The 20,927-nt window shown below is 72.0% G+C and carries 22 protein-coding genes; 11 read left to right on the top strand and 11 right to left on the bottom strand.

Features of this window, described 5'->3' with window-relative positions:
- Window positions 1-17 precede the first annotated feature (17 nt).
- On the top strand, window positions 18-653 hold the full coding sequence (locus tag AC5L35_RS18390; RefSeq protein ID WP_495060871.1) for a TetR/AcrR family transcriptional regulator: 636 nt from the start codon (window positions 18-20) through the stop codon (window positions 651-653).
- 274 nt (window positions 654-927) lie between these two features.
- Here AC5L35_RS18390 and fahA read toward each other — a convergent pair whose 3' ends face one another.
- From fahA to AC5L35_RS18370, 4 genes are read right to left on the bottom strand one after another with little or no spacing between them, the layout of a single operon-like run.
- Entirely contained in the window at window positions 928-2,154 is a 1,227-nt protein-coding gene (fahA, locus tag AC5L35_RS18385) for a fumarylacetoacetase (RefSeq protein ID WP_495060870.1), read from the bottom strand.
- On the bottom strand, window positions 2,121-3,329 hold the full coding sequence (locus AC5L35_RS18380; RefSeq protein ID WP_495060869.1) for a homogentisate 1,2-dioxygenase: 1,209 nt from the start codon (window positions 3,327-3,329) through the stop codon (window positions 2,121-2,123). Before AC5L35_RS18380 ends, fahA begins: the two co-directional genes overlap by 34 nt.
- A complete protein-coding gene (locus AC5L35_RS18375; protein WP_495060868.1) occupies window positions 3,304-4,908 on the bottom strand; it encodes an FAD-dependent monooxygenase in 1,605 nt (534 codons plus the stop codon). Before AC5L35_RS18375 ends, AC5L35_RS18380 begins: the two co-directional genes overlap by 26 nt.
- The gene (locus AC5L35_RS18370) at window positions 4,905-5,867 is read right to left on the bottom strand and encodes an MBL fold metallo-hydrolase (RefSeq protein ID WP_495060867.1); all 963 of its coding nucleotides are present in this window, start codon (window positions 5,865-5,867) and stop codon (window positions 4,905-4,907) included. The genes AC5L35_RS18375 and AC5L35_RS18370 overlap by 4 nt, the downstream gene beginning before the upstream one ends.
- 118 nt (window positions 5,868-5,985) lie before the next feature.
- Here AC5L35_RS18370 and AC5L35_RS18365 point away from each other — a divergent pair, with 118 nt between their 5' ends.
- On the top strand, window positions 5,986-6,333 hold the full coding sequence (locus AC5L35_RS18365) for a UBP-type zinc finger domain-containing protein (RefSeq protein ID WP_495060866.1): 348 nt from the start codon (window positions 5,986-5,988) through the stop codon (window positions 6,331-6,333).
- A gap of 183 nt (window positions 6,334-6,516) precedes the next feature.
- The gene (locus AC5L35_RS18360) at window positions 6,517-7,518 is read left to right on the top strand and encodes a Gfo/Idh/MocA family protein (RefSeq protein WP_495060865.1); all 1,002 of its coding nucleotides are present in this window, start codon (window positions 6,517-6,519) and stop codon (window positions 7,516-7,518) included.
- Window positions 7,519-7,526: 8 nt separating this feature from the next.
- Here AC5L35_RS18360 and AC5L35_RS18355 read toward each other — a convergent pair whose 3' ends face one another.
- Window positions 7,527-8,537, bottom strand: coding sequence for a glycoside hydrolase family 3 N-terminal domain-containing protein (locus AC5L35_RS18355; protein ID WP_495060864.1), 1,011 nt, complete (start codon window positions 8,535-8,537; stop codon window positions 7,527-7,529).
- Window positions 8,538-8,887: 350 nt separating this feature from the next.
- On the opposite strand from AC5L35_RS18355, the gene ilvA reads away from it, so the two are divergent.
- On the top strand, window positions 8,888-10,126 hold the full coding sequence (gene ilvA / locus AC5L35_RS18350) for a threonine ammonia-lyase IlvA (RefSeq protein ID WP_495060863.1): 1,239 nt from the start codon (window positions 8,888-8,890) through the stop codon (window positions 10,124-10,126).
- 197 nt (window positions 10,127-10,323) lie between these two features.
- Entirely contained in the window at window positions 10,324-10,605 is a 282-nt protein-coding gene (locus AC5L35_RS18345; RefSeq protein ID WP_344015138.1) for a metal-sensitive transcriptional regulator, read from the top strand.
- A gap of 270 nt (window positions 10,606-10,875) precedes the next feature.
- On the opposite strand, the gene AC5L35_RS18340 is transcribed toward AC5L35_RS18345, so the two are convergent.
- Window positions 10,876-11,463 (bottom strand): TetR/AcrR family transcriptional regulator, encoded by a 588-nt coding sequence (locus AC5L35_RS18340; protein WP_495060862.1) that lies wholly within the window; start codon window positions 11,461-11,463, stop codon window positions 10,876-10,878.
- A 55-nt stretch (window positions 11,464-11,518) separates the two neighbouring features.
- Between AC5L35_RS18340 and AC5L35_RS18335 the strand changes: the two genes are divergently transcribed.
- The 3 genes from AC5L35_RS18335 to AC5L35_RS18325 all read left to right on the top strand — a co-directional run bounded on the left by AC5L35_RS18335 (window position 11,519) and on the right by AC5L35_RS18325 (window position 14,194).
- Entirely contained in the window at window positions 11,519-12,661 is a 1,143-nt protein-coding gene (locus tag AC5L35_RS18335; protein WP_495060861.1) for an acyl-CoA dehydrogenase family protein, read from the top strand.
- Between the two features lie 78 nt (window positions 12,662-12,739).
- Complete coding sequence (locus AC5L35_RS18330) at window positions 12,740-13,399, top strand: histidine kinase (protein WP_495060860.1); 660 nt, start codon at window positions 12,740-12,742, stop codon at window positions 13,397-13,399.
- A 54-nt stretch (window positions 13,400-13,453) separates the two neighbouring features.
- Window positions 13,454-14,194 carry a class I SAM-dependent DNA methyltransferase gene (locus AC5L35_RS18325; RefSeq protein WP_495060859.1) on the top strand — a complete coding sequence of 247 codons (741 nt, stop codon included), beginning with the start codon at window positions 13,454-13,456 and terminating at the stop codon, window positions 14,192-14,194.
- Between the two features lie 10 nt (window positions 14,195-14,204).
- Here the strand turns inward: AC5L35_RS18325 and AC5L35_RS18320 are convergent, their stop codons facing one another.
- On the bottom strand, window positions 14,205-15,551 hold the full coding sequence (locus AC5L35_RS18320) for an MFS transporter (protein ID WP_495060858.1): 1,347 nt from the start codon (window positions 15,549-15,551) through the stop codon (window positions 14,205-14,207).
- 51 nt (window positions 15,552-15,602) lie between these two features.
- Here AC5L35_RS18320 and AC5L35_RS18315 point away from each other — a divergent pair, with 51 nt between their 5' ends.
- Window positions 15,603-16,178, top strand: a complete 576-nt coding sequence (locus AC5L35_RS18315; RefSeq protein ID WP_495060857.1) for a TetR/AcrR family transcriptional regulator — start codon at window positions 15,603-15,605, stop codon at window positions 16,176-16,178.
- A 42-nt stretch (window positions 16,179-16,220) separates the two neighbouring features.
- Window positions 16,221-17,222 (top strand): zinc-dependent alcohol dehydrogenase family protein, encoded by a 1,002-nt coding sequence (locus AC5L35_RS18310; RefSeq protein ID WP_495060856.1) that lies wholly within the window; start codon window positions 16,221-16,223, stop codon window positions 17,220-17,222.
- A gap of 183 nt (window positions 17,223-17,405) precedes the next feature.
- Here AC5L35_RS18310 and AC5L35_RS18305 read toward each other — a convergent pair whose 3' ends face one another.
- The 3 genes from AC5L35_RS18305 to AC5L35_RS18295 all read right to left on the bottom strand — a co-directional run bounded on the left by AC5L35_RS18305 (window position 17,406) and on the right by AC5L35_RS18295 (window position 19,507).
- A complete protein-coding gene (locus AC5L35_RS18305; RefSeq protein WP_495060855.1) occupies window positions 17,406-18,689 on the bottom strand; it encodes a tetratricopeptide repeat protein in 1,284 nt (427 codons plus the stop codon).
- Entirely contained in the window at window positions 18,601-19,191 is a 591-nt protein-coding gene (locus tag AC5L35_RS18300) for an AfsR/SARP family transcriptional regulator (RefSeq protein ID WP_495060854.1), read from the bottom strand. The genes AC5L35_RS18305 and AC5L35_RS18300 overlap by 89 nt, the downstream gene beginning before the upstream one ends.
- A gap of 79 nt (window positions 19,192-19,270) precedes the next feature.
- Complete coding sequence (locus AC5L35_RS18295; protein WP_495060853.1) at window positions 19,271-19,507, bottom strand: tautomerase family protein; 237 nt, start codon at window positions 19,505-19,507, stop codon at window positions 19,271-19,273.
- 266 nt (window positions 19,508-19,773) lie between these two features.
- Between AC5L35_RS18295 and AC5L35_RS18290 the strand changes: the two genes are divergently transcribed.
- On the top strand, window positions 19,774-20,262 hold the full coding sequence (locus tag AC5L35_RS18290; RefSeq protein WP_495060852.1) for a DUF2127 domain-containing protein: 489 nt from the start codon (window positions 19,774-19,776) through the stop codon (window positions 20,260-20,262).
- Here the strand turns inward: AC5L35_RS18290 and AC5L35_RS18285 are convergent.
- Window positions 20,246-20,851, bottom strand: a complete 606-nt coding sequence (locus AC5L35_RS18285; RefSeq protein WP_495060851.1) for a hypothetical protein — start codon at window positions 20,849-20,851, stop codon at window positions 20,246-20,248. The two genes, AC5L35_RS18290 and AC5L35_RS18285, sit on opposite strands and share 17 nt — an antisense overlap.
- Window positions 20,852-20,927 lie beyond the last annotated feature (76 nt).

The following is a 20,927-nucleotide window of genomic DNA, read 5'->3' as shown; positions in this document are numbered from 1 at the left end:
CGCTATCCTTCGCTGGCATGTCGTCCCCCGTCGATGCGTCCTCCCCCGCCGCCCCGCGCGGGCGTCGTGAGGAGCGCACGGCCACGAGCCGCGCACGCATCCTGGACGCGGCGGTCGCGTGTCTCGTCGAGTCCGGGTACGCCGGCGCCACCACCCTGCAGATCCAGGCCCGCGCCGGGGTCTCGCGCGGCCGGCTGTTGCACCACTTCCCCTCGCGCGAACAGCTCCTCGTCGCCGCGTCCCGGCACCTGGCCACCGAACGGCTCCGGCGTAACGGTGAACGCATCAAGAGCCTCGCCGGCGGACTGACGGGCGCCGAACGGCTGGACCGCGCCATCGAACTGATGTGGGAGGCCTACTCCGAGCCGCATTTCTGGGCGGCCGTCGAATTGTGGACGGCGGCGCGCACGAACAAGGAGCTGCGTGCCGCGTTGCTCGTCCACGAGCGGGAGATCGGCGCGGCCATCAAGGCGGGGCTCGACCGGTTCTACGGGCCGGATCTCGTCGCGCACCCGCGCTATGCGGAGGTCCGCGACCTGCTGTTCACCAGCATGCGTGGGGTCGGGCTCGCCTACGCGATGGATCACCGCGACCCCCGCACCGACCCCCACCTGGCCCTCTGGAAGCGGACGGCCCACACCCTGCTGACCTGACCCCCGCGAGTCGCCCGTTCCCCGCCCGCGAGTCGCCCGATTCGCGCCCGCGAGTCGCCGGGCGGCCGGGCACATCACGGGCGGGGTCGGGGCGACTCGCGCGGACAGGACGGGCGACTCGCGGAGACATAGCGGGCGACTCGCGCAGCCAGAACGGGCGACTCGCGGGACAGAACGGGCGACTCGCGGGGACAGAACGGGCGACTCGCGCAGCCAGAACGGGCGACTCGCGGGGACAGAATGGGCGACTCGCGGGGGGCGGGTCAGGGGCGGGTCAGGGGCGGGCGGGGAGGATGCGGCCGCGGACCTCGCCCAGGCCGATGCGGATCCCGCCCGTCCCTGGCGCGGTGGCCGTGATCGCGACCTCGTCGCCGTCCTCGAGGAACGTGCGGCTGGCGTCGCCGAGGAGGGGGATCGGCTCCGTGCCGCCCCAGCTCAGCTCCAGCAGCGACCCGCGTTGCTCCTTCCCCGGGCCCGACACGGTGCCGCTCGCGAAGACGTCACCCGGACGCAGCGACGCACCGTTGACAGTCAGGTGCGCAAGCTGCTGCGCCGCCGTCCAGTACATCGTGGCGAACGGCGGGCGCGACACGACGTGGCCGTTCAGGGCCACCTCCAGCTCCAGGTCGAGGCCGCGGTCGTCGACGTCGCGCAGGTAGGGCAGCAGCGGCGGGTCGCGGGGCGGCGGGGCGACGCGGGCCGCCTCGAGAGCGTCCAACGGCACCACCCACGGCGAGACGGACGTGGCGAAGGACTTGCCGAGGAACGGCCCGAGCGGCGTGGACTCCCACGCCTGGATGTCGCGGGCGGACCAGTCGTTGAGCAGGAACAGGCCGAACACGTGCTCCGCGACGTCGCCGATCGCGACGGCCTCGCCCATCCGCGTGCCCGTGCCGACGACGAACCCGACCTCGGCCTCGATGTCGAGCCGGGTGGACGGTCCGAACTCCGGCCCGTCCTCGCCGCGGCGCTGCCCGCTGGGCCGGACGATGTCGGTGCCGGACACGACGATCGTGCCCGTGCGCCCGTGGTAGCCGATGGGGAGGTGCTTCCAGTTCGGCGAGAGGGGCTCGGAACCGGGCCGGAAGATCTGTCCGACGTTCCTCGTGTGGTGCTCGCTGGAGTAGAAGTCGACGTAGTCCCCGACCTCGACGGGCAGGTGCAGGTGCACGTCGGCGGCCGCGAGGAGGTGGGGCCGCAGCACGTCCGCCGGTCCGTGCACCCACTCGACGAGACGCTCGCGGAGCTCGGTCCACGTGCGACGGCCTGCGGCCAGCAGCGGGTTGAGCACGGGCGCGGCGAGCAGCGGCACCAGCTCGGCGGCTCCGCCCGACTCCGCGAGGGGCGCCACGTCGAGCACCTGGTCGCCGATCGCGACACCGATCCTGCGCCGGGGGTCGCCCGGCACGGAGAACACGCCGTAGGGCAGGTTCGCCGGGCCGTACAGCGTGCTGACCGGAAGCTCGATCACGAGGCCGGCCCCCGTCCCGACCAGGTCCACGCGTAGCCCGGGTCCTCGGCGGCCCGGCCGCCCTCCCCCAGCTCCATCGGCCGGAACGTGTCGACCATGACGGCGAGCTCGTCGACCTCCTGCACCCCGATGCTGCGCTCGTAGGCGCCGGGCTGCGGGCCGTGGCTGTGGCCGCCGGGGTGCAGGGAGATCGAGCCCTGCCCGATGCCCGACCCCTTGCGGGCCTCGTAGCTCCCTCCGCAGTAGAACATCACCTCGTCGGAGTCCACATTGGAGTGGTAGTACGGCACCGGGATCGACAACGGGTGGTAGTCGACCTTGCGCGGCACGAAGTTGCAGATCACGAAGCCGTCGCCCTCGAAGGCCTGGTGCACCGGCGGGGGCTGGTGCACCCGGCCGGTGATCGGCTCGAAGTCGGCGACGTTGAACGTGTAGGGGTACATGCAGCCGTCCCAGCCGACCACGTCGAAGGGGTGGGTCGGGACGACGTAGCGGGTGCCGGTGATCCCGCGGCTGCCGCGGTGCTTGACCAGCACCTCGACGTCCGCGCCGTCGACGAGCAGCGGTTCGGCCGGACCGTGCAGGTCGCGCTCGCAGTAGGGCGCGTTCTCCAGCAGCTGACCGAAGCGCGACAGGTAGCGCTTCGGCGGGTTGATGTGGGAGTTCGCCTCGATCACGTACAGCCGCAGCGGCGCGCCGTCGCCCGATTCGACCGGCACCCAGCGGTGGGTCGCGCCGCGGGGCAGCAGCACGTAGTCGCCCTGTCGCGCGTCGAGCGCGCCGAACACCGTCTCGACGGTGGCCGCCCCCGACTCGACGTAGACGCACTCGTCCCCGATGGCGTTGCGGTAGAGCGGTGAGGCCTCGCCCGCCACGACGTAGGAGATCCGGACGTCGGCGTTGCCGAGCACGAGCCGCCGGCCGGTGACGGCGTCGACGGCCTTCCAGTCCTCGCCGGGGAACAGCCCGTGCAGCTTCAGGTGGCGCGGGACGAGCGGGTGGTTCGCCGTCGTGTCGACGTTCGGCAGCTCCCACGGGGTCGCATCGACGATCGCCGACGGGATGCCCCGGTGGTAGAGCAGGGACGAGTTCGACGAGAAGCCCTCCTCCCCCATCAGCTCCTCGTAGTAGAGCCCGCCGTCGGGCGTCCGGTGCTGGGTGTGCCGCTTGGGCGGCACGTCACCCGACCGTCGGTAGTACGCCATGTTCGTTCTCCTCCCGGGCGGTGGCGCCGGCCAGCGCGCGACGCAGCGCATCGTCGATGGTGGCCGACGTCGGCCGCTCCAGCACGGCGGCGACGTAGGCATCCGGTCGGACGACCCAGACCTCACCCGGACGGACGGCCAGCGCCCCGGCCAGCACGCCGGTGGGGTCGCCGTCCACGAGTTCCACGACACGCACCGGCGCGGAGACGCGCTCCGCCGCCGAGCGCGCCGCCGATACGTCGGCGCCGGGGGTCAGGAGCAGCAGGAACCCTTCGCGGGCGAGCACCCGGAAGCGGCGGGAGACGTCCCACGGAGCGTCGGGCGCCAGAATCCCGGGGCCGGGGTCCTGCAGGGCACCGGTCGGCGGCCGGCCCCCGACCGGGCGGCCGGGGTTGGGCGTGGTCAGGGGCGAGTCGGTGTACCAGAACGGCTCCACCAGCCGCCCGGAGTCGACGAGGGCACGGGCGGCGGGGTCGTCCCGGGCCCGCGAGAGCACGTCGTGGCGATACCTGGCCTGCTCGGGGGTCTGGGGCACGAGGAAGTCCATCGTCGCGCTGGTGACCGCGAGGTTCTCGCGTGCGGCGGCGTGCCGCTCGTCGTGGTAGCTCTCCAGCAGCGCCGGTGGTGCCCAGCCACGGGCGACGAACGCGACCTTCCATGCGGCGTTCTCGGCGTCGGGGACCCCGGAGTTGAGCCCGCGCGCCCCGAACGGCGCCACCAGGTGCGCGGCGTCCCCGGCCAGCAGCACCCGCCCGGCGCGCATCCGGTCGACGCAGCGCGAGTGGAACCGGTACACCGACTGCCACAGGATCTCGTACGGGCGGTCGCCGATGACGGCTCTGATGCGCCGGTCCAGGGCCCCCGAGCGCGTCTCGGCGTCGAGGTCGAAGTCGGGCGGCACCTGCCAGTCGATCCGGAACGTCGAGTCCGGCGACGGGTGCATCAGCACCTGACGGCCGGGGTTCCACTCGGGGTCGAAGTGGAAGTGCCGTTCGGTGGCCTGCTCGGGCAGCTCCGCGCGGATGTCGCAGATGAGGAAACGGTCGTCGAAGGAATGGCCCTCGAACCGGATGCCGAGCAGCGCGCGCAGCTCATCGGACCGGGCACCCGCGCACATGACGACGAACGACGCCTCCACGTCCGCACCGCCGTCGCACGTGAGGGTCACACCATCGGCGTCCTGCCGGATCCCGACGACCCGCTTCCCCCACCGCACGTCGATCAGCACCTGCGCGCCGATGTGCTCGTCGAGGATCTCCTCGGTGCGCGACTGCGAGATGTTCACGAACGGCGGGAACGGCGAGCTGCCTGCGTCGACGAAGGTGTGGTTGAACAGCTCGGTGCCGCGGTGGAACGTCCGCGAGGTGGTCCACGTGACGCCCTCGGCCGCGATCCGGGCGCCTGCCCCGACGGAGTCCCAGATGTCGAGGACGTCGCGATGCTGGCAGATCGACTTCGACCCGACGAGATCACGGGAGTGGCGCTCGTCGAGCACCACCGTCGGCAGGCCCCAGCGGGCGAGCAGCAGCGCGGCGGTCTGGCCGACCGGGCCGTTCCCGATGACGACGACCGGCTTCATGACTGCAGTTGCTCCCAGACCTCGCGATCCCGCTCCGCCGTCCAGATGACCGGCCGCTCCACACCGGAGAGCTCGTCCCACAGGCGTGAGACGTCGAACGGGAGGCAGTGCTCGAAGATCGGCCAGTGCCCGTACTGGTCGACGAGCGCGGTGTGGGTGCGTTCGAACGCCTCCTTGAGGGAGCCGCCGCGCTCCTGCACGCCGCCGACCTCGCGGATCATCACCTGCAGGAAGTACCGCGTCTGGTCGATTGCCGACCCGACGGCGGACGCGCCGCGGCTGACCCCGCCCCGCCCGCCGATGAGGGTGTCGGCTCCGATGGCCGCGACCCGGTTGAGCGTGGTGGTCGACCAGTCACGGTGGAACGCGTCGCCCGTGTAGAGCGCCGCCTCGGCCTCCACCAGGTCGCCTGCGAACAGGATCCGGTGCCGCGGCAGCCACGCCACGATGTCGCCCTCGGTGTGCCCGCGGCCGCAGTACTGCAGCACGAGGTCGCCGCGGTCACCGCCCAGGTCGATCGTCATGCGGTCGGAGAAGGTCAGGGTCGGCCAGGTGAGGCCGGGCACCGAGTCGGCGCCCTCGGCCAGGCGCGGCATCCGGGCGAACTCGCTCGCCCAGTCCTCCTTGCCGCGCTCGGCCACCAGTGCCCGGGTGTTCTCGTGCGCGACGATCACCTCGGCGTCGAACGCGGACGCCCCGAGCACCCGCACGGCGTGGTAGTGGCTGAGCACGAGGTAGCGCACGGGCTTGTCGGTGTGCTCGCGGAGGCGGTCCAGCCACTTCTGCGCGGCGACGGGGGTGGCGAGTGCCTCGAAGCAGACGACGAAGTCCTCGCCCTCGACAGCACCGATGTTGGGGTCGCCCTCCGCCGTCAGCGCGTAGACGCCGTCGGCGAGCACCTCGAGGGTCTGCTGCTTCGCGGACAGGTCCGTGGACGATGCGAACGGCTTCGTTGCCATTGACGCCTCCCTTTCGATCAAACCCTTGATCATTCGGACGCTACCCCGCTCCGGGCGGCACGGGAACCGTGTGTCGGTCCATGATGGGCCCCGTCGGGCCATAGAGAAGGAGTTGCGCATGTCCGCACCGAACGGGATCGACCCCGCCGTTCCACCCAGCGGACCGAGCTGTGTGGAATGCGACCAGGACGGCGGCTGGTGGGTGCACCTGCGCCGGTGCGCCCAGTGCGGCCACGTCGGGTGCTGCGACACATCGCCCGAACAGCACGCCACCGCGCACTTCCGCGCCACCGGGCACCCGATCGTCCGCAGCTTCGAGCCCGGCGAGTCCTGGTACTGGGACTACCGCAGCGACGAGATGCTCGACGGCCCCGACCTGCCCGAACCCCAGCACCGTCCGGTGGACCAGACGGTCCCCGGCCCCCGCGACCGCGTCCCGGCGGACTGGCGGCAGCACATCCACTAGCCGCCCGCGTCACGCCACCACCGGGGTCGGTCCGAGGACCCGGTGCCGGCAGCTGGCGGGTCCGCTCCCGGAGGTTCAGGAAAGCCACTTTGCTGCCCGCTCCGGACCTGAACGTGGCTTTCCTGAACCGGGCGCGGGGAACCGGGTCGGCGGCCGGGTCCACTGCCGGGGCAGGATCTAGCCGTGAAACCTCTCCGGATCGGCGTTCTCGGTGCCGCGCGCATCGCCGAGGCCTCCATCGTCGCCCCCTCCCGCCTCACCGGCACCCGCCTCGTGGCCGTTGCCGCGCGCGACCGCTCCCGGGCCGAGGAGTTCGCCGCCGCCCACGACGTGGAGCGCGTGCTCGACTCCTACGCCGACGTGCTCGCCGACCCGGAGGTCGAGGCCGTCTACAACCCCCTCGCCAACGGTCTGCACGGGCCGTGGAACCTCGCCGCGGTGGCGTCGGGCAAGCACGTCCTCACCGAGAAGCCCTCGGCCAGCGACGCCGACGAGGCCCGGGAGGTGCGGGACGCCGCCGCACGTGCCGGAGTGATCGTGATGGAGGCGTTCCACTACCTCTACCACCCGGTCGCCCGCCGGCTGCTGGAGGTGCTCGCGTCCGGTGAGATCGGCGAGCTGCAGCGGGTGGAGGTCGACATGATGATCCCCGCGCCGGCCGACACCGACCCGCGCTGGTCCTTCCCACTCGCGGGTGGGGCGCTCATGGACGTCGGCTGTTACGGCCTGCACCTGCACCGCGCACTCGCCCCGTGGGCGGGCGGGGAGCCGTACCTCACCGGCGCCGACGGCGCGGAGCGCGCCGGGCACCCCGGCGTGGACGAGTGGGTCGACGCCGAACTGGAGTTCCCCGGGGGCGCCACGGGCACGATGCGCTGCTCGATGGCCGCCGACGCCGACCGAATGACCGCCCGGCTCATCGGGAGCCGCGGCGAGGTGAGCGCGTTCAACTTCGTGCTCCCGCACCGCGACGACCGTGTGCTGGTCACGGCCGACGGCGCCGAGCGCCTGGAGGAGCTGGGCAGGCGTCCGTCCTACGCCTATCAGCTCGAGGCGTTCACCGCGGCCGTGCGCGACGGGGCCCCGCTGCCCACCGACGCCGATGACGCCGTGAGGACGGCCGAGCTGATCGACGCCTGCTACGAGGCGGCGGGCTTCGAGCTGCGCCCGCGCACCCGGCTGTGACGAGGGAGCTACCGGAGACCGGCGCGTAGCGCGTCGATCCTGGTCAGCGCGTCCTGGAAGGCGCCCTGCTGGAGCTTCCCGTCGGACAGCGCGGTGGCCAGGGCGGCCGCCGCGTCGTCGCCCTGCGCGACGTTGCGCGACCCGGTCAGGATCAGGTCGGCGCCCGCCTGCGCGGCGAGCACCGCACGGTTGCCGGTGGCGCCGTAGCTCTTCAGGGCACCGGCCTCCAGCGCGTCGCTGATCGTCGCCCCCGTGAAGCCGGTGCGGGAGCGCAGCTCGTGCTGCACCACGGGCGACAGGCCGGCCGGTCGCGTGGGGTCCAGCGCCGGGTAGACCGCCCAGGACAGCATGACGAGCTTCGCCCCTGCCGAGATCGACTGCCGGTAGGGCGCCTCGTCCACGTTGCGCAGGGTGTCGAGCGAGACGGGGAGGGTGACCGGCCGCAGGTCGGTGTTCTCGGCCGCGGATGCGGGACCGAGGCCCGGGAAGTGCTTGACGGTGGCGGCGACGCCCTCGGCCTGCTGCGCCTTCACGTAGTCGGCGCCGAGCCGCCCGACGAGGGCGGGGTTCTGGCTGAACGACCGCTGCACCTGGTCCATCAGGTCGCCCGGTGCGTGATAGACGTCCAGCACCGGCGCCAGGTTGACGTTCAGCCCCATGCCGGAGAGGTCCTGGCCGGCATCGCGCCCGTCCGCCGTCGCTCCCGAGTCCGGGTCGGCGGACTGCCCGACGGTCTTGAGTGACGCCGCGGGGCCGCCGGGGAGGCGCCGGACCTTCCCGCCCTCCTGGTCGGTCATCAGCAGCAGCGGTCCCTTCAATGGGCTCTGCGCGGCCGCGTCCCGCATCCGGCGCACGACACCGGTGATCTGCTGCGGGGTGGAGACGTTGTCGCTGAAGAAGATCACGCCACCGGCCTCGCCCGCCCGGATCCTGTCGAACAGGGACTGCGGCGGCACGAGCCCGGGATAGGAATAGATGATGCGCTGGCCCGCGGCCTGCCGTGGGGTCAGCGAGGTCACCGGCGTCACCGGCGTCGCCGAAGCCACCGAGTGGGCCGAGTCCGAGTCGGCGGCGGCATTCGCTGATCCGCTGGTGGCCGCGCACGCCGTGGATCCGCACACGACCAGGGCCATGATTCCGACATACCACCAGGACCGTCGAAAACGCCGCACGCGGTTCCCCGCTTTCCTCGTTTGCATTGATAACGAACGCCAGGAAGTGTAGGTCGACAACGAGATCCGGTGCGCACGTGATGCCGTCGATGGGGCCCATCCGGCCGAGCCTGCAAATCCGGTCGAAAAGATCAGAGGCAGTCGCAGGCCGGACCCCGCAAAACACGGCCACCCGCGGAAGGTGGAGTATCGAGCAGGTGTTCTCCGCTTCCGACGTCGACGCCGCAGCCGTCAGGCTCACCGGCGTCGCCCTCCAGACCCCGCTGCACCACAACGAACGCCTGACCGCCGCAACCGGCTGCCAGGTGTGGCTCAAGCGCGAGGACCTGCAGGTAGGACGCTCGTACAAGCTCCGCGGCGCGTACAACCTCCTGGCCCAGCTCGACGACGCCGAGCGCGCCGCAGGCGCGGTGTGCGCCAGCGCGGGCAACCACGGGCAGGGGGTGGCGTACGCCTGCCGGCAGCTGGGCATCCGCGGCCGGGTGCACGTCCCGAGCACCACTCCGCGCCAGAAGCGTGAGCGCATCGCCGCGCTCGGCGGCGACAGCGTGGAGCTGGTGGTGGGTGGGGAGACCTACGACGAGGCGGCGGCGGCCGCCGCCGACCACGCCGCCCGTACCGGTGCCACCGTCGTCCCGGCGTTCGACGACGTCCGCACGATCGCCGGGCAGGGCACCGTCGGCATCGAGATCGTGGCGCAGCTGGGCCGCGCACCCGAGGTCCTCGTGGTGCCCGTGGGGGGCGGCGGGCTGCTCGCCGGGGTCGGTGGCTGGTTCGCGGCCCACCACCCCGAGGTCCGGATCGTCGGCGTCGAGCCCGCCGGCGCGGCGAGCATGGCGGCGGCGCTGGCCGCCGGAGGCCCCACGACACTGCCCGAGCTGGACACGTTCGTCGACGGTGCCGCGGTCCGCCGGGTCGGGGACGTCAGCTTCCCGCTGGCGCGCGCCTCCGGGGCGGAGTTCGTGAGCATCGCCGAGGGTCGGGTCTGCACGGAGATGCTCGACCTCTACCAGGTCGACGGCATCATCGCCGAGCCCGCGGGCGCGCTGGCCACGGCCGCTCTCGACGGGCTCGACCTGCGTCCCGACGACACCGTCGTCTGCCTGCTCTCGGGCGGCAACAACGACGTGAGCCGCTACTCCGAGGTCGTCGAGCGCTCGCTGGTGCACCGCGGGCTCAAGCACTACTTCCTCGTCGAGTTCCCGCAGGAGCCGGGCGCGCTGCGGCGCTTCCTCGACGAGGTGCTCGGCCCCGACGACGACATCGTCCTGTTCGAGTACATCAAGCGCGACAACCGGGAGACCGGCGCTGCGCTCTGCGGCATCGAGCTGTCCGAACGCGACGGGTACGAGTCCCTGTGGAAGCGGATGGAGGCGAGCCCGCTGAAGATCCAGCTGGTGGCGCCGGGCAGCACCGCGTACCGCTTCCTGGTCTGACGCCCGGGGCGGGCCGTCACTCCACGGAACCAAAATCGAAACGGTCCGTCTCATATTGCAACGCCCAGACCCGTGACGTGGGCATACCGGGTGCGGTACGAACAGAGTGCGGGTCGGCGGCCGCGGAACCGAGGGGGGCTCCGCGGCCGCGGACACGCTCCTGGTTCAGTACCCCCTGGGGGTGTTAACCTCGGCACATGGCCAGCTACAGCAGCGACAAGGACGCCTACCTCAAGCGGCTACGCCGCATCGAGGGGCAGATCCGGGGGCTGCAGCGGATGGTCGAGGAGGACAAGTACTGCATCGACGTCCTCACCCAGGTCGCCGCGGCCACCAAGGCCCTGCAGGCATTCTCGCTCGAACTGCTCGACGAACACCTCGCCACCTGCGTCGTGCAGGCCGCCGCCGCCGGCGGCGAGGAGGCCGACCAGAAGGTGCGCGAGGCGTCCGACGCGATCGCCCGGCTCGTCCGCTCCTGACCCCCCGCCCCCGCCCCGCGAGTCGCCGCTTCCGCGCCCGCGAGTCGCCCGGTTTCGGCGCGCGAGTCGCCCGGTTTCCGCCCGCGAGTCGCCCGGTTTCCGCCCGCGAGTCGCCCGGTTCCCGCCCGCGAGTCGCCCGGTTCCCGCCCGCGAGTCGCTCCGACGGCACACACGTGGTGGCCACCGAGCACACGTCCCGCCATGTGCACGGTGGCCACCAGATGTGTGCGGTCATCGAGGACGGCCCAGGGCGGGGCGCAACGGCCGTCGTCAGGGGACGCCGAGGCCGTGCAGCAGGAGTTCGGACAGGCGGGCGTAGGCGTCGGCGTCGTCCAGGCCGGTGGCCGCGGCCACCTGCCGCTGCTGGATGCGCACCATCACCGACGTGACGACGTCCGCCACGAACCCGGTGTGCACGTTGCGGAACGCCCCGGCCGCCACACCCTCGTCGACGAGCTGCTGCACCCGGCGGGCGGCGGCGCGGGTGTTGCGCGCGTACACCTCGGCGGCAGGTGGGAAGCCGGCGACGTCCTCGACGAACCGCGCGGACGCCGGGGCGAGCTCGACGGCGACCGCGCCGAGGTACCTGCCCACACGCCGGCTCGGGTCGCCCTCCGCGGCGACGGCGGCCTCGACGCGGGCGGTCGCGCCGCGGAAGAAGTGCACCACCGCGGCCCGCACCAACTGCTCCTTGCTCCCGGCCAGTGCGTAGAGGGTGCGCTTGGAGCAGTGCAGGCGCGCGGCGACGTCGTCGAGTGTCAGGTGCGCGAAACCCTCGGCCAGCAGCAGCCCCACGAGCTCGTCGAACAGCTGCTCCCTGCGGGCGGCACCGCGTCGGACGGGGACGGGGGTCGACATGGCAGCTACTCTAGACGGTACTGAAGTCTTCCACTCAGTACCGTTAGGAGCCCGGATGGCCGTCGACCGACTGCTTCCCACCCAGGAGGCCGAGGACCTGCTCGCGCTCACGCGCGAGATCGCCGACAAGGAGCTCGCCACCCGCGTCGAGCAGCACGAGCGCGCCGAGACCTACCCGGACGGCCTGTTCACGACCCTCGGCGAGGCCGGGCTGCTGGGGTTGCCCTACGCGGAGGAGCTCGGCGGGGGCGGCCAGCCCTACGAGGTCTACCTGCAGGTCCTGGAGGAGCTCGCGGCCCGGTGGGCCGCCGTCGCCGTGGCGGTGAGCGTCCACGGGCTCTCCTGCTTCCCGCTCGCCACCTTCGGATCGCCCGCACAGCAGGAGCGCTGGCTGCCGCACATGCTCGCCGGAGAGATGATCGGTGGCTACAGCCTGTCGGAGCCGCAGGCGGGCTCGGACGCCGCCGCGCTCGCCTGCCGGGCGGAGAAGGTCGACAACGGCTACCGCATCACCGGCACGAAGGCCTGGATCACCCACGGCGGGAAGGCCGACTTCTACGCGCTCTTCGCCCGCACCGCCGACGGCCCTCGCGGGATCTCGTGCTTCCTCGCGCCGGGAGCCGCGGACGGCCTCTCCTTCGGCAGACCGGAGGAGAAGATGGGCCTGCACGCCATACCCACCACCACCGCCCACTGGGACGGCGCCGTGCTCGACGCCGAGCGGCTGGTGGGAGCCGAGGGCAACGGTCTGCAGATCGCGTTCGCGGCCCTCGACTCGGGCCGGCTCGGGATCGCCGCAGTCGCCACCGGCCTCGCCAGAGCGGCCCTCGACACCGCCGTGGCCTACGCGAACGAGCGCACCACGTTCGGCAAGAAGATCATCGACCACCAGGGCCTCGGGTTCCTGCTCGCCGACATGGCTGCCGCCGTCGATTCGGCCCGCGCCACCTACCTCGACGCCGCCCGCCGCCGCGACGCCGGGCGGGACTACAGCAGGCAGGCGAGCGTCGCAAAGCTCGTGGCCACCGACGCCGCCATGAAGGTCACCACCGACGCCGTGCAGGTGCTCGGCGGCTACGGCTACACCCGCGACTTCCCGGTGGAGCGCTACATGCGCGAAGCCAAGATCATGCAGATCTTCGAGGGCACCAACCAGATCCAGCGGCTGGTGATCGCCCGCTCCCTGGCCAGAAGTTAGATCGGGTACGTGGGTGATGGGTCGGCGGTCAGCGCGCGACGGTTCGAAACCTATGTGCACTGGTCGACGTACGGCGCCGTGTCGACCCCGATCATCACCCTCCTCGGTGGGGCGATCAGCGCCGACGGACCCGTCGGGGCGCACCTCGTCGTGTTCGTGGTGGCCGTCGGGCTCGCGCTCGCCCTCGTCACCGGGAACGTCCTCGTCAGCCGGTGGAGCTTCGACGTCCTCGGCGGCCGCGCCCGGCGGTCCGGGGCTGCCGGTGCCATCGCCTGGGGGCTCGCCCTCGTGGCGCTCGTCGCCACGACGCTCCTGATCCCGATCCCCGCGATGGGTGTGACGGCCGCGGCGGCGATCGGGTCGGTCGCCGCGAGCCTCGTGCCCGTGCTCGACGCGCGACGCACCCTTCTCCTCAACGCGGCGATCATCGCCCTGGCCGTCCCGCTCGTCGTCGCGAACATCCCGCTCCTCGTCGTCGCGGCGGCGGTGATCAGCGTCATCCTGTGGGCGTCCTGGTCGAGCGCGTGGTTGCTGCGGGTCGTGCGGGAGTTGCAGCGAGCGCAGGAGGATCGCGCCGCCCTCGCGCTCGCGAACGAACGCCTGCGCATCTCGCGCGACCTCCACGACGTGTTCGGCCGCACCCTCGAGACGATCGCGGTCAAGAGCGAGCTCGCCTCGGAACTCGTTCGCCGCGGCAGCGACGACACGGCCGCTTGCCCGGTGATCGGCGAGCGCTGACCCGGCCGGAAAATCCCCTGGACGGTCCGCAGCCCCGTGGTCATGGTGGGCGCCGTGCACGAGGACATCTGGGACGACGAGGTCGCCCGTCGTTACGACACCCCCGGAACCGGCATGTTCGCCCCGGAGGTCCTGGGGCCGACCGTGGACCGGCTCGCCGGGCTCGCAGGTGGTGGGCGGGCGCTGGAGTTCGCGATCGGGACCGGCCGCGTGGCTGTGCCGCTCGCCGAGCGGGGGGTGCCCGTCACCGGGATCGAGCTGTCCCGCCCCATGGTCGACCGCCTGCGGACGAAGGTGGACGAGGCGACGGTCCCGGTGGTCATCGGCGACATGGCCACCGCACGCGCCCCCGGCGCCTACGCGCTGGTCTACCTCGTGTTCAACACGATCTCCAACCTGCTCACACAGGCCGAGCAGGTGGCCTGCTTCCGCAACGCGGCCCGCCACCTCACGCCCGGTGGCCGGTTCGTGATCGAACTCTGGGTGCCGGACCTGCGGGCGCTCCCCTCAGGCCGGCAGGCGACGGTCTGGCACAACGAGCCCGGCTACATCGGTCTCGACACGTACGACGTCCTGAACCAGCACGTCGTGTCGCACCACTTCCGGTTCTCGGACGGCCGGCAGGCGGAACTGTTCCGCAGCCCGCACCGCTACATCTGGCCCGGCGAACTGGACCTCATGGCCCAGCTCGCCGGGTTCGAACGGGAGTCACGCCACGCGGACTGGGACGGATCGGATTTCACGGCCGAGTCCCGCTCCCACGTGTCGGTCTATCGGCTCCGGACGCGGGGGTAGCAGTCGGTCCTCACCCGCGCTCGTCTCGTTTCCGACGGGCCGGACTTCTCATGGTCGCGACGAGAACGGGGAGGGCGCCGAGAAGGGCGAGCCCGCGGATCGCGCCCGCAATGGGGTACGGGGCTCGCAGTCCCACCTTCTCGGCCACCAGGCCACCGGCCAGCGCTCCGAGCGGGATGAGGCCCCAGCCGATCATCCGGTAGACGCTGTTGACCCGTCCGCGCAGCTCACCGGGTACCTGCTGCTGGCGCAGGGTCAGGGTGAGCACGCTCCAGATCGTGGTGGCGAAGCCGCCGAGCGCCAGCAGGACGGCGAGGACCACGAGATCGGGTGCGATGCCGGTGGCTCCGAAGATCACCACGTTCGCCGCCAGGGATGTCAACAACGTGGGCAATGTGCCCAACCAGGCCACGAGGCGCTCACTGACCACACCCCCGATCGCGCCCCCGACGGCCGCAGCGGTCAGGAGCACGCCATAGCCACCCGCGGTGACGTGCAGGGTCTGCGTGGCGAGCAGCACCAGGGTCGAGTTGCCCATCGCGAAGCAGAAGGTGTTGACGGCCAGGAGCAACGCGAGGGTGCGCAGTTGACGGTGGCGCAGCAGCCAGCGCAGCCCGTCCCTGATCGCGGCGTGCATCGGCGGATGCCCGGCCGCTGCTCGCCTGCCCGGGGGCAGGGTGGCGATCAGGGCGGCGGAGCCCAGGAAGGACACGGCGTTCAGCGCGAACGGCGCGGCGGCCGTGACAGCGAACAGAAAGCTGCCCGCCGGTGGGCCGAGGAACTGTTGCCCCGTGTTGGTCACCGTGTTCTGGTAACCATTGGCCCGGTTCAGCAATGGTCCCGGAACGATCTCGGGCAGCATCGCCTGCGCGGCGTTGCCGAAAACGACGTCACACGCCCCGAGCACGAACGCCATTGCCGCGAGCAGGGCGATGTGCATCTCGCCGACGGCGACGAGGACCGCCGCGACGGTCACGACCGCTGCCTGCGCGAGTTGCGAATACACCATCAGTCGCTTCCGGTCGTGTCGATCGACCAGCGCTCCGACGGGGAGGGAGAAGATCAGCCACGGCAGGAAGGCGGCTGCCGACACCGCCGACACCAGCACCGGGGTATGGGCCAACTGCACCGCCAGCAGGGGCACTGCCGTGACGAAAGCACCGTCACCCACGTTGTCGATCGCGCCGGCCCACCACAGGCGCCAGTACGGCGTCGGGAGCCGGTCGCCCACTTCCGTCGTGGCCGCCTTCTCCTCCGTCACGGCATGCGGCTCGTCGTCATGGAGATCGATTAGAACGTATGTTCGATTGACGGTCAACCCGTCGCCCTGCCACCCCTGACGGGCGACGGCCGTCACCCCACATCCCTTAATCGAACGTACTAGTCTGTTCGATTAAGGAGGTGCGCCATGGTGACGCGGACCAGGAAGACCAACACCGAGGAGAAGATCCTCGCGACGGCGGCCGAGCTCTTCTACGCCAACGGACTGCGCGGGGTGGGCATCGACCAGGTGATCGCGGAGTCCGGCGTCGCCAAGTCGACCTTGTACGTCCACTTCCGCACGAAGGACGAGCTCGTCGCGAGGTACCTGCGTCGGACGGACGACTCCTGGATGGCGCAGCTCCGAGCCGCTGCTCAGCGCGCCGGGGACGATGCCGCAGATCAGCTCGTCGGGCTCTTCGACGCCCTCCTCGACGCCTTCGACCGGCACGGCTTCTTCGGATGCCCGTTCGTCAGCGCCGCGGTCGAGACCGGGCTCGGATCGGAGGCGCGGGAGATCACCGTGCAGCACACGCAACGCCGCCAGGCCTGGCTCACCGAGCTCAGCGCAGCGGCAGGCGCCGAGGACGCGGGCTCACTCGCCCGGCACATCGGGCTCCTGATCGACGGTGCCCTCGCCTCCGGCCGACTGCTGCAGGACCGCGCGGTCGTGGACGAGGCGAAGGCCGCGGCGCGACTGGTCGTCGCCGGCCACACCGCATGACAGAACCGAGCAGACACGACGACACGAGATGAGGTAGCGCCCATGCGCGCAGCACTGTTGGAAGAGTTCGGTAGTCCGCTCACCCTCGGCGAGATCGAGAAACCGGCCGCCGGTCCGGGCGAGGTTCTGGTGAGGGTGGCGGCGAGCGGCGTCAACCCGCTGGACCTGAAGCTCACGGCCGCAACGGCCGCCCGGGGCGGCGCGACGCAGGGCCGCCCGACCAGGTTGCCCGCCGTGCTCGGCATGGACCTCGCGGGAGTGGTCGAGGAGATCGGCGCCGGTGTCACCGGCTTCGCCCGCGGCGACGAGGTGTTCGGGCTGACCGGCGGCATCGGGGACCTCCAGGGATCACTCGCCGAGTACGCCGCCGTGGACGCCGCGTTCCTGGCACGTAAACCGGCGTCGTTGAGCCTGCGGGAGTCGGCGGCGCTCCCCCTGGTCGCAATCACCTCGTGGGAAGCCCTCGTGGACAGGGCGCAGGTGCACGCCGGCCAGAAGGTGCTGGTGCATGCCGGCGCAGGCGGCGTCGGGCACGTGGCCGTCCAGATTGCCCGGGCCCGCGGCGCCGAGGTCTTCGCCACCGGCTCGCCAGGGAAACTGGAGATCATCGAGCGCCTCGGCGCCACCCCGATCGACTACACCACCACCTCGGTGGAGGAGTACGTCGCGCAGTACACCGGCGGTGAGGGGTTCGACGTCATCCTCGACACCCTCGGCGGAACGACGATCGATGCGTCGTTCCCCGCGGTCCGCACCTACACCGGGCACGTGGTGAGCGTGCTGGGATGGGGCGCCCACGACCTCTCGCCGCTGTCGCTGCGGGGCGCCACCTACTCCGGCGTGTTCACGCTGGCGCCGATGCTGACCGGACGCGGTCGCGAGCACCACGGCGAGATCCTGCGCGACGTCGCCGCGCTGGTCGACGCCGGATCGCTCCGGCCCGTGCTCGACCCCCGGCGGTTCACCCTCGAGACCGTGGCTGACGCCCACGCCGCGATGGGCAGTGGCACCGCCACCGTCAAGGTGGTGGTCGATGTGGCGTGAGCGCCGTCGGAAACGGGCGACTCGCGCACCAGAACCGGGCGACTCGCGCACCAGAACCGGGCGACTCGCGGGGCTCCCCGCGAGTCGCCCGATCCCCGCCCGCGAGTCGCCCGGTCTGCGCCCGCGAGTCGCCCGGTCTGCGCTCGCGAGTCGCCCGTTCTGGGCCCGCGCGGGTCGAGGTGGTCAGGAGCAGGTGGCGAGCAGGGCCGGGTTGTCGATCCGGGCGGCAGCCAGCCCGCGGGCGCGGTCGAGAGCCGATCCCTCTCCCAGGGCCGCGCGGTGGAGCTCGGCACGCACCAGGAACTCCGGCTGGTGCGACCGGGCCGCGATCGAGGCCAGCCGCGTGACGTCGGCGGCGGCGCGAGGGAGGTGAGCGGCGACCGTCACGCGGCACACGGCCTCCTGGACCCAGGCGTGAATCCACGCGTAGCGGTCGTTCGCCTCGCGCGCGCAGCGCTCCGCCATGTCCAGCCAGTGCAGGGCCTCCGCGAGGTTCCCGCGCGCGAAACCCACCAGTCCGAGGCCACGGGCCGCCATGCCCTGCCAGCACTGGTCGCCGAGGACCTGGCTCAACGACCAGGCGTGCCGCAGCGTCCGCTCGGCGTCGTCCACCCGGCCGTCGGCCAGGTCGAGCTCGGCGAGCAGCGTCTCCATCCACGGGAGCATCGCGGTCCAGCGCGCCTCGGTGGCGAGCCGGACGCTCCGTTCCGCGTAGTCACGTGCGGTGTCCAGTTCGGCGCGCTGCAGCAGGGACCGGCTGGCGATCGAGAGGGACCACGCGGTCTGGCGCATCCGTCCGGTCGACTCGGCCAGGCGCGCGGAGTCGTCCAGGGCGTGCAGCGCGCGGCCGTGCTGCCCCCGGTCGGCGAGGAACATCCCTTCGATCGCGCGAACAGAGCTCGTCGCGTGCGCGTCGCCTGCGGCGGTGGTCGCCGCTGTTCGGAGCAGCCGGCCGGTGGTCTCCACCCGGCCGTCGGCGTTCTCGACGTACGCAAGCTCGCGGAGCGCCTCGGCGACGAGGGCGGAGTTCCCCGTTCGCTGGGCGAAGGTGAGCGCGCCGCGCAACGCCCGCCTGCCCTCGGCTGCGTGCGCCGCCACGGCGTGGACGACGTTGCTGCCCAGTGCGAACATCGACGTGGCGCGCAGCGGGTCGTCGTCACGCCGCTCGGCGAGGCGCACCGCGTCCCGAAGGTGGTCGAGGCCTGCGGAGACGCTCCCCGCCGCCATCGCCGCCTGCCCGGCCTCGATCCGGGACAACGTGTCGGTGTCGCTCGCTTGCCACCCGTGGTCACCGGCGGCGGACGTCAGCCGGTCGAGGCGCAGCTCCTGGCGGACCCAGGAACTCCACTCCGCGAGCTGGACGAGGGCGGCCGAGTGGTCACCCGCCGCGACCAGCGAGCTGACCAGCGTTCCGCGGGCGGTGAGCTCGGACGGATCGAGGGCCACGGCCCGTGCGGCGGCGGACACGGCGGCCGACGGCCGACGGCCTCGCGGCCATGGCGTGTTCCGCCGCGCTGCGCAGCGACGCTCCCCGTGCCGTGTCGATCCGGTGGCGCACCGCCGTCAACCACAGGTCGAAATCCGGCCCGCCGACGCCGTCGGCACCGTCCAGGAAGGTCTCGGGCAGGCCGCTGGGGTCGTCGTCGCGGCCAACCCCTCGGTGGTCACGAAACACGTCGAGAACATCGACCCGACAGCCCGGCCCCAGCTCCGTCACGACCGGATCGCCGTCGATCGACACCTGATCGCCGAGCGCACCCCGGAGCCGGCTCAGGCTCCACCGCAGCGCACGCAGCGGCTCGTCGGCGTCGGGGAACAGCAGCTCGGCCAGACCGCGGCGGCTGGGCGGTCGCTCCGACAGCAGCAACACCGCGAGCAGAGCCCAGCCCTTGCGCCGGACCGGGACGGCCAGGACCGCGCCGTCCAGCTCGGCGTACGGCTTGCCGAGCAGGTGGATGTGCAGCGTCATGGTCCAGTCCGTGGATGCGCTTCCCAGCAACCGACCTATCCGATCATGGCGATCGGCCGGGGAAGCTGGTGCGCCGTTGCTACTCGACGGTCTCGACGGACTCACCGGCGGCGACCGCCAGCGCGTCCTCGGTGGTGAGTGGGCTGCCGCCGATCCCCCAGTCGCCGCTACCCACCTCCTCGACGATAACCCAGGTGATGGGCCGCAGGTTCTCGCCTTCGATCTTGACCATCGCCTCGGTGAGATCGCGCACGATCCGCTGTTTCTGCTCCGGGCTGAAAACTCCCTCGATCGCCTTCACGCTGACCAGTGGCATGTCGACCTCCTCGTTGTCCGACCGGCCGGCAGCCGGGCACGAGGTCAGCGTGGCGACCAGGCGTGTGCATCAGCGCGCGCACGGGCTGTGAGCTGCCCGGATACCTCGGCGGCGGGGCCACCGCTCGTCGGACACCTACGCTGGACGGCGGCCCGCGGCAGCATCCTCGTGGGGCGCCACGATCGGAGCGAGGCGATACATGGAGATCTTCGGGGGACCCGACCTGGCAAAGTGGTCGCTGATCGCGGGGTCGCCGGTGCGCCGCCGTGGCTGACGTCCCGGCGGCGCGCAGCACCGAACGGCTGTTCAAGCTGGCCATGCTCATCAAGGGTCTGGACGGCGCGGCCGAGCTGATCGGCGCCGTCGTGCTGCTCCTCGTGCCCGGCGCTGCGGTGCAGCATCTGGTGGCCGAGGTGATCAGCCGGGACCTGCTCGGCGCACCCGACGGCTTCCTGGCTCGGCACCTCGTCGCCGGCACGGCGGAGTTCGCCTCCGGCAACCGCACCTTCGTGGTCCTCTACCTCGCGCTGCACGGCATCGTGAAACTCGCGCTGGTGGCGGCGCTGCTGCGGCGGTGGGTACCCGCGTACCCGGTGGCGGCCGTGGTGCTCGGCGTGTTCGTGGTCTACGAGCTGTACCGGGCCGTGCACACCGGCTCGGTGGTGCTGCCGCTGCTGGCCGTGCTCGACATCCTGATCATCGTCCTGGTGATTCGCGAGTACCGGATGCTCCGGGCGCTCAGGACAGAGCATTGATCGCGCGGGCGACCACGAGCACCACGATGACCAGCGCGACGGCGGCCTGCAGCAGCATCGTCATCTTCGCCCACCGCGAGAGCGGCATCACGTCGGTGGGGCTGAACGCCGTGGCGTTGGTGAAGGACAGGTAGACGTAGTCGACGAACGCGGGCTTCCAGTCGCGGGGGGCGAAGGCGGGGCTCTGCATCTGCTGGAACAGGAAGTCGGGCAGGTCGGCCGAGGCGTGCGCCCGCGCCGCCGGGCCACCCCGGTCCAGCTCCCAGTAGACCAGCGCGAACGCCAGCATGTTGATCACCCAGATCTCGCCGCCGCCGAGGAGCAACTCGGCGGGAGGGGCCGATCGCCCGCTCACCAGTTCCCCGACCAGCAGCACCACCGACCACGCGTTCGCCAGCACCACGAGCCCGGTCAGGCCGAGGCTTGCCATGCGCAGCGCGGACGACTCACGGTCGATGCGGAACGGGTTGACCGCGACCAGCCCGACGAGCACCACGAACTCGAGCGCCGGGAGGACGTACCGGGCCCGGGGCGCCACCTGATCGGGCAGCATCAGTTGCAGGCCGATCGCGAGGATTACCCCCACCACGACGGGCCACCGGTGCTCCCCTGGCGTACGGAGTCTCCCCCTGGGCCGCGCCGCGGCGCCGTGCCCGTCCAAGCCG

It is taken from the genome of Pseudonocardia sp. OZ21, assembly GCF_059359135.1.
Note: the sequence above shows the minus strand (reverse complement) of the source record. Positions and strands in the feature narration are given on the sequence as shown.

Bases quoted from the DNA above. Each gene is read 5' to 3' on its own strand.
- AC5L35_RS18390 (WP_495060871.1), top strand. From the start codon at position 18: ATGTCGTCCCCCGTCGATGCGTCCTCCCCCGCCGCCCCGCGCGGGCGT.
- AC5L35_RS18380 (WP_495060869.1), bottom strand. From the start codon at position 3,329: ATGGCGTACTACCGACGGTCGGGTGACGTGCCGCCCAAGCGGCACACC.
- AC5L35_RS18375 (WP_495060868.1), bottom strand. From the start codon at position 4,908: ATGAAGCCGGTCGTCGTCATCGGGAACGGCCCGGTCGGCCAGACCGCC.
- AC5L35_RS18370 (WP_495060867.1), bottom strand. From the start codon at position 5,867: ATGGCAACGAAGCCGTTCGCATCGTCCACGGACCTGTCCGCGAAGCAG.
- AC5L35_RS18365 (WP_495060866.1), top strand. From the start codon at position 5,986: ATGTCCGCACCGAACGGGATCGACCCCGCCGTTCCACCCAGCGGACCG.
- AC5L35_RS18345 (WP_344015138.1), top strand. From the start codon at position 10,324: ATGGCCAGCTACAGCAGCGACAAGGACGCCTACCTCAAGCGGCTACGC.
- AC5L35_RS18340 (WP_495060862.1), bottom strand. From the start codon at position 11,463: ATGTCGACCCCCGTCCCCGTCCGACGCGGTGCCGCCCGCAGGGAGCAG.
- AC5L35_RS18335 (WP_495060861.1), top strand. From the start codon at position 11,519: ATGGCCGTCGACCGACTGCTTCCCACCCAGGAGGCCGAGGACCTGCTC.
- AC5L35_RS18315 (WP_495060857.1), top strand. From the start codon at position 15,603: ATGGTGACGCGGACCAGGAAGACCAACACCGAGGAGAAGATCCTCGCG.
- AC5L35_RS18310 (WP_495060856.1), top strand. From the start codon at position 16,221: ATGCGCGCAGCACTGTTGGAAGAGTTCGGTAGTCCGCTCACCCTCGGC.
- AC5L35_RS18300 (WP_495060854.1), bottom strand. From the start codon at position 19,191: ATGACGCTGCACATCCACCTGCTCGGCAAGCCGTACGCCGAGCTGGAC.
- AC5L35_RS18295 (WP_495060853.1), bottom strand. From the start codon at position 19,507: ATGCCACTGGTCAGCGTGAAGGCGATCGAGGGAGTTTTCAGCCCGGAG.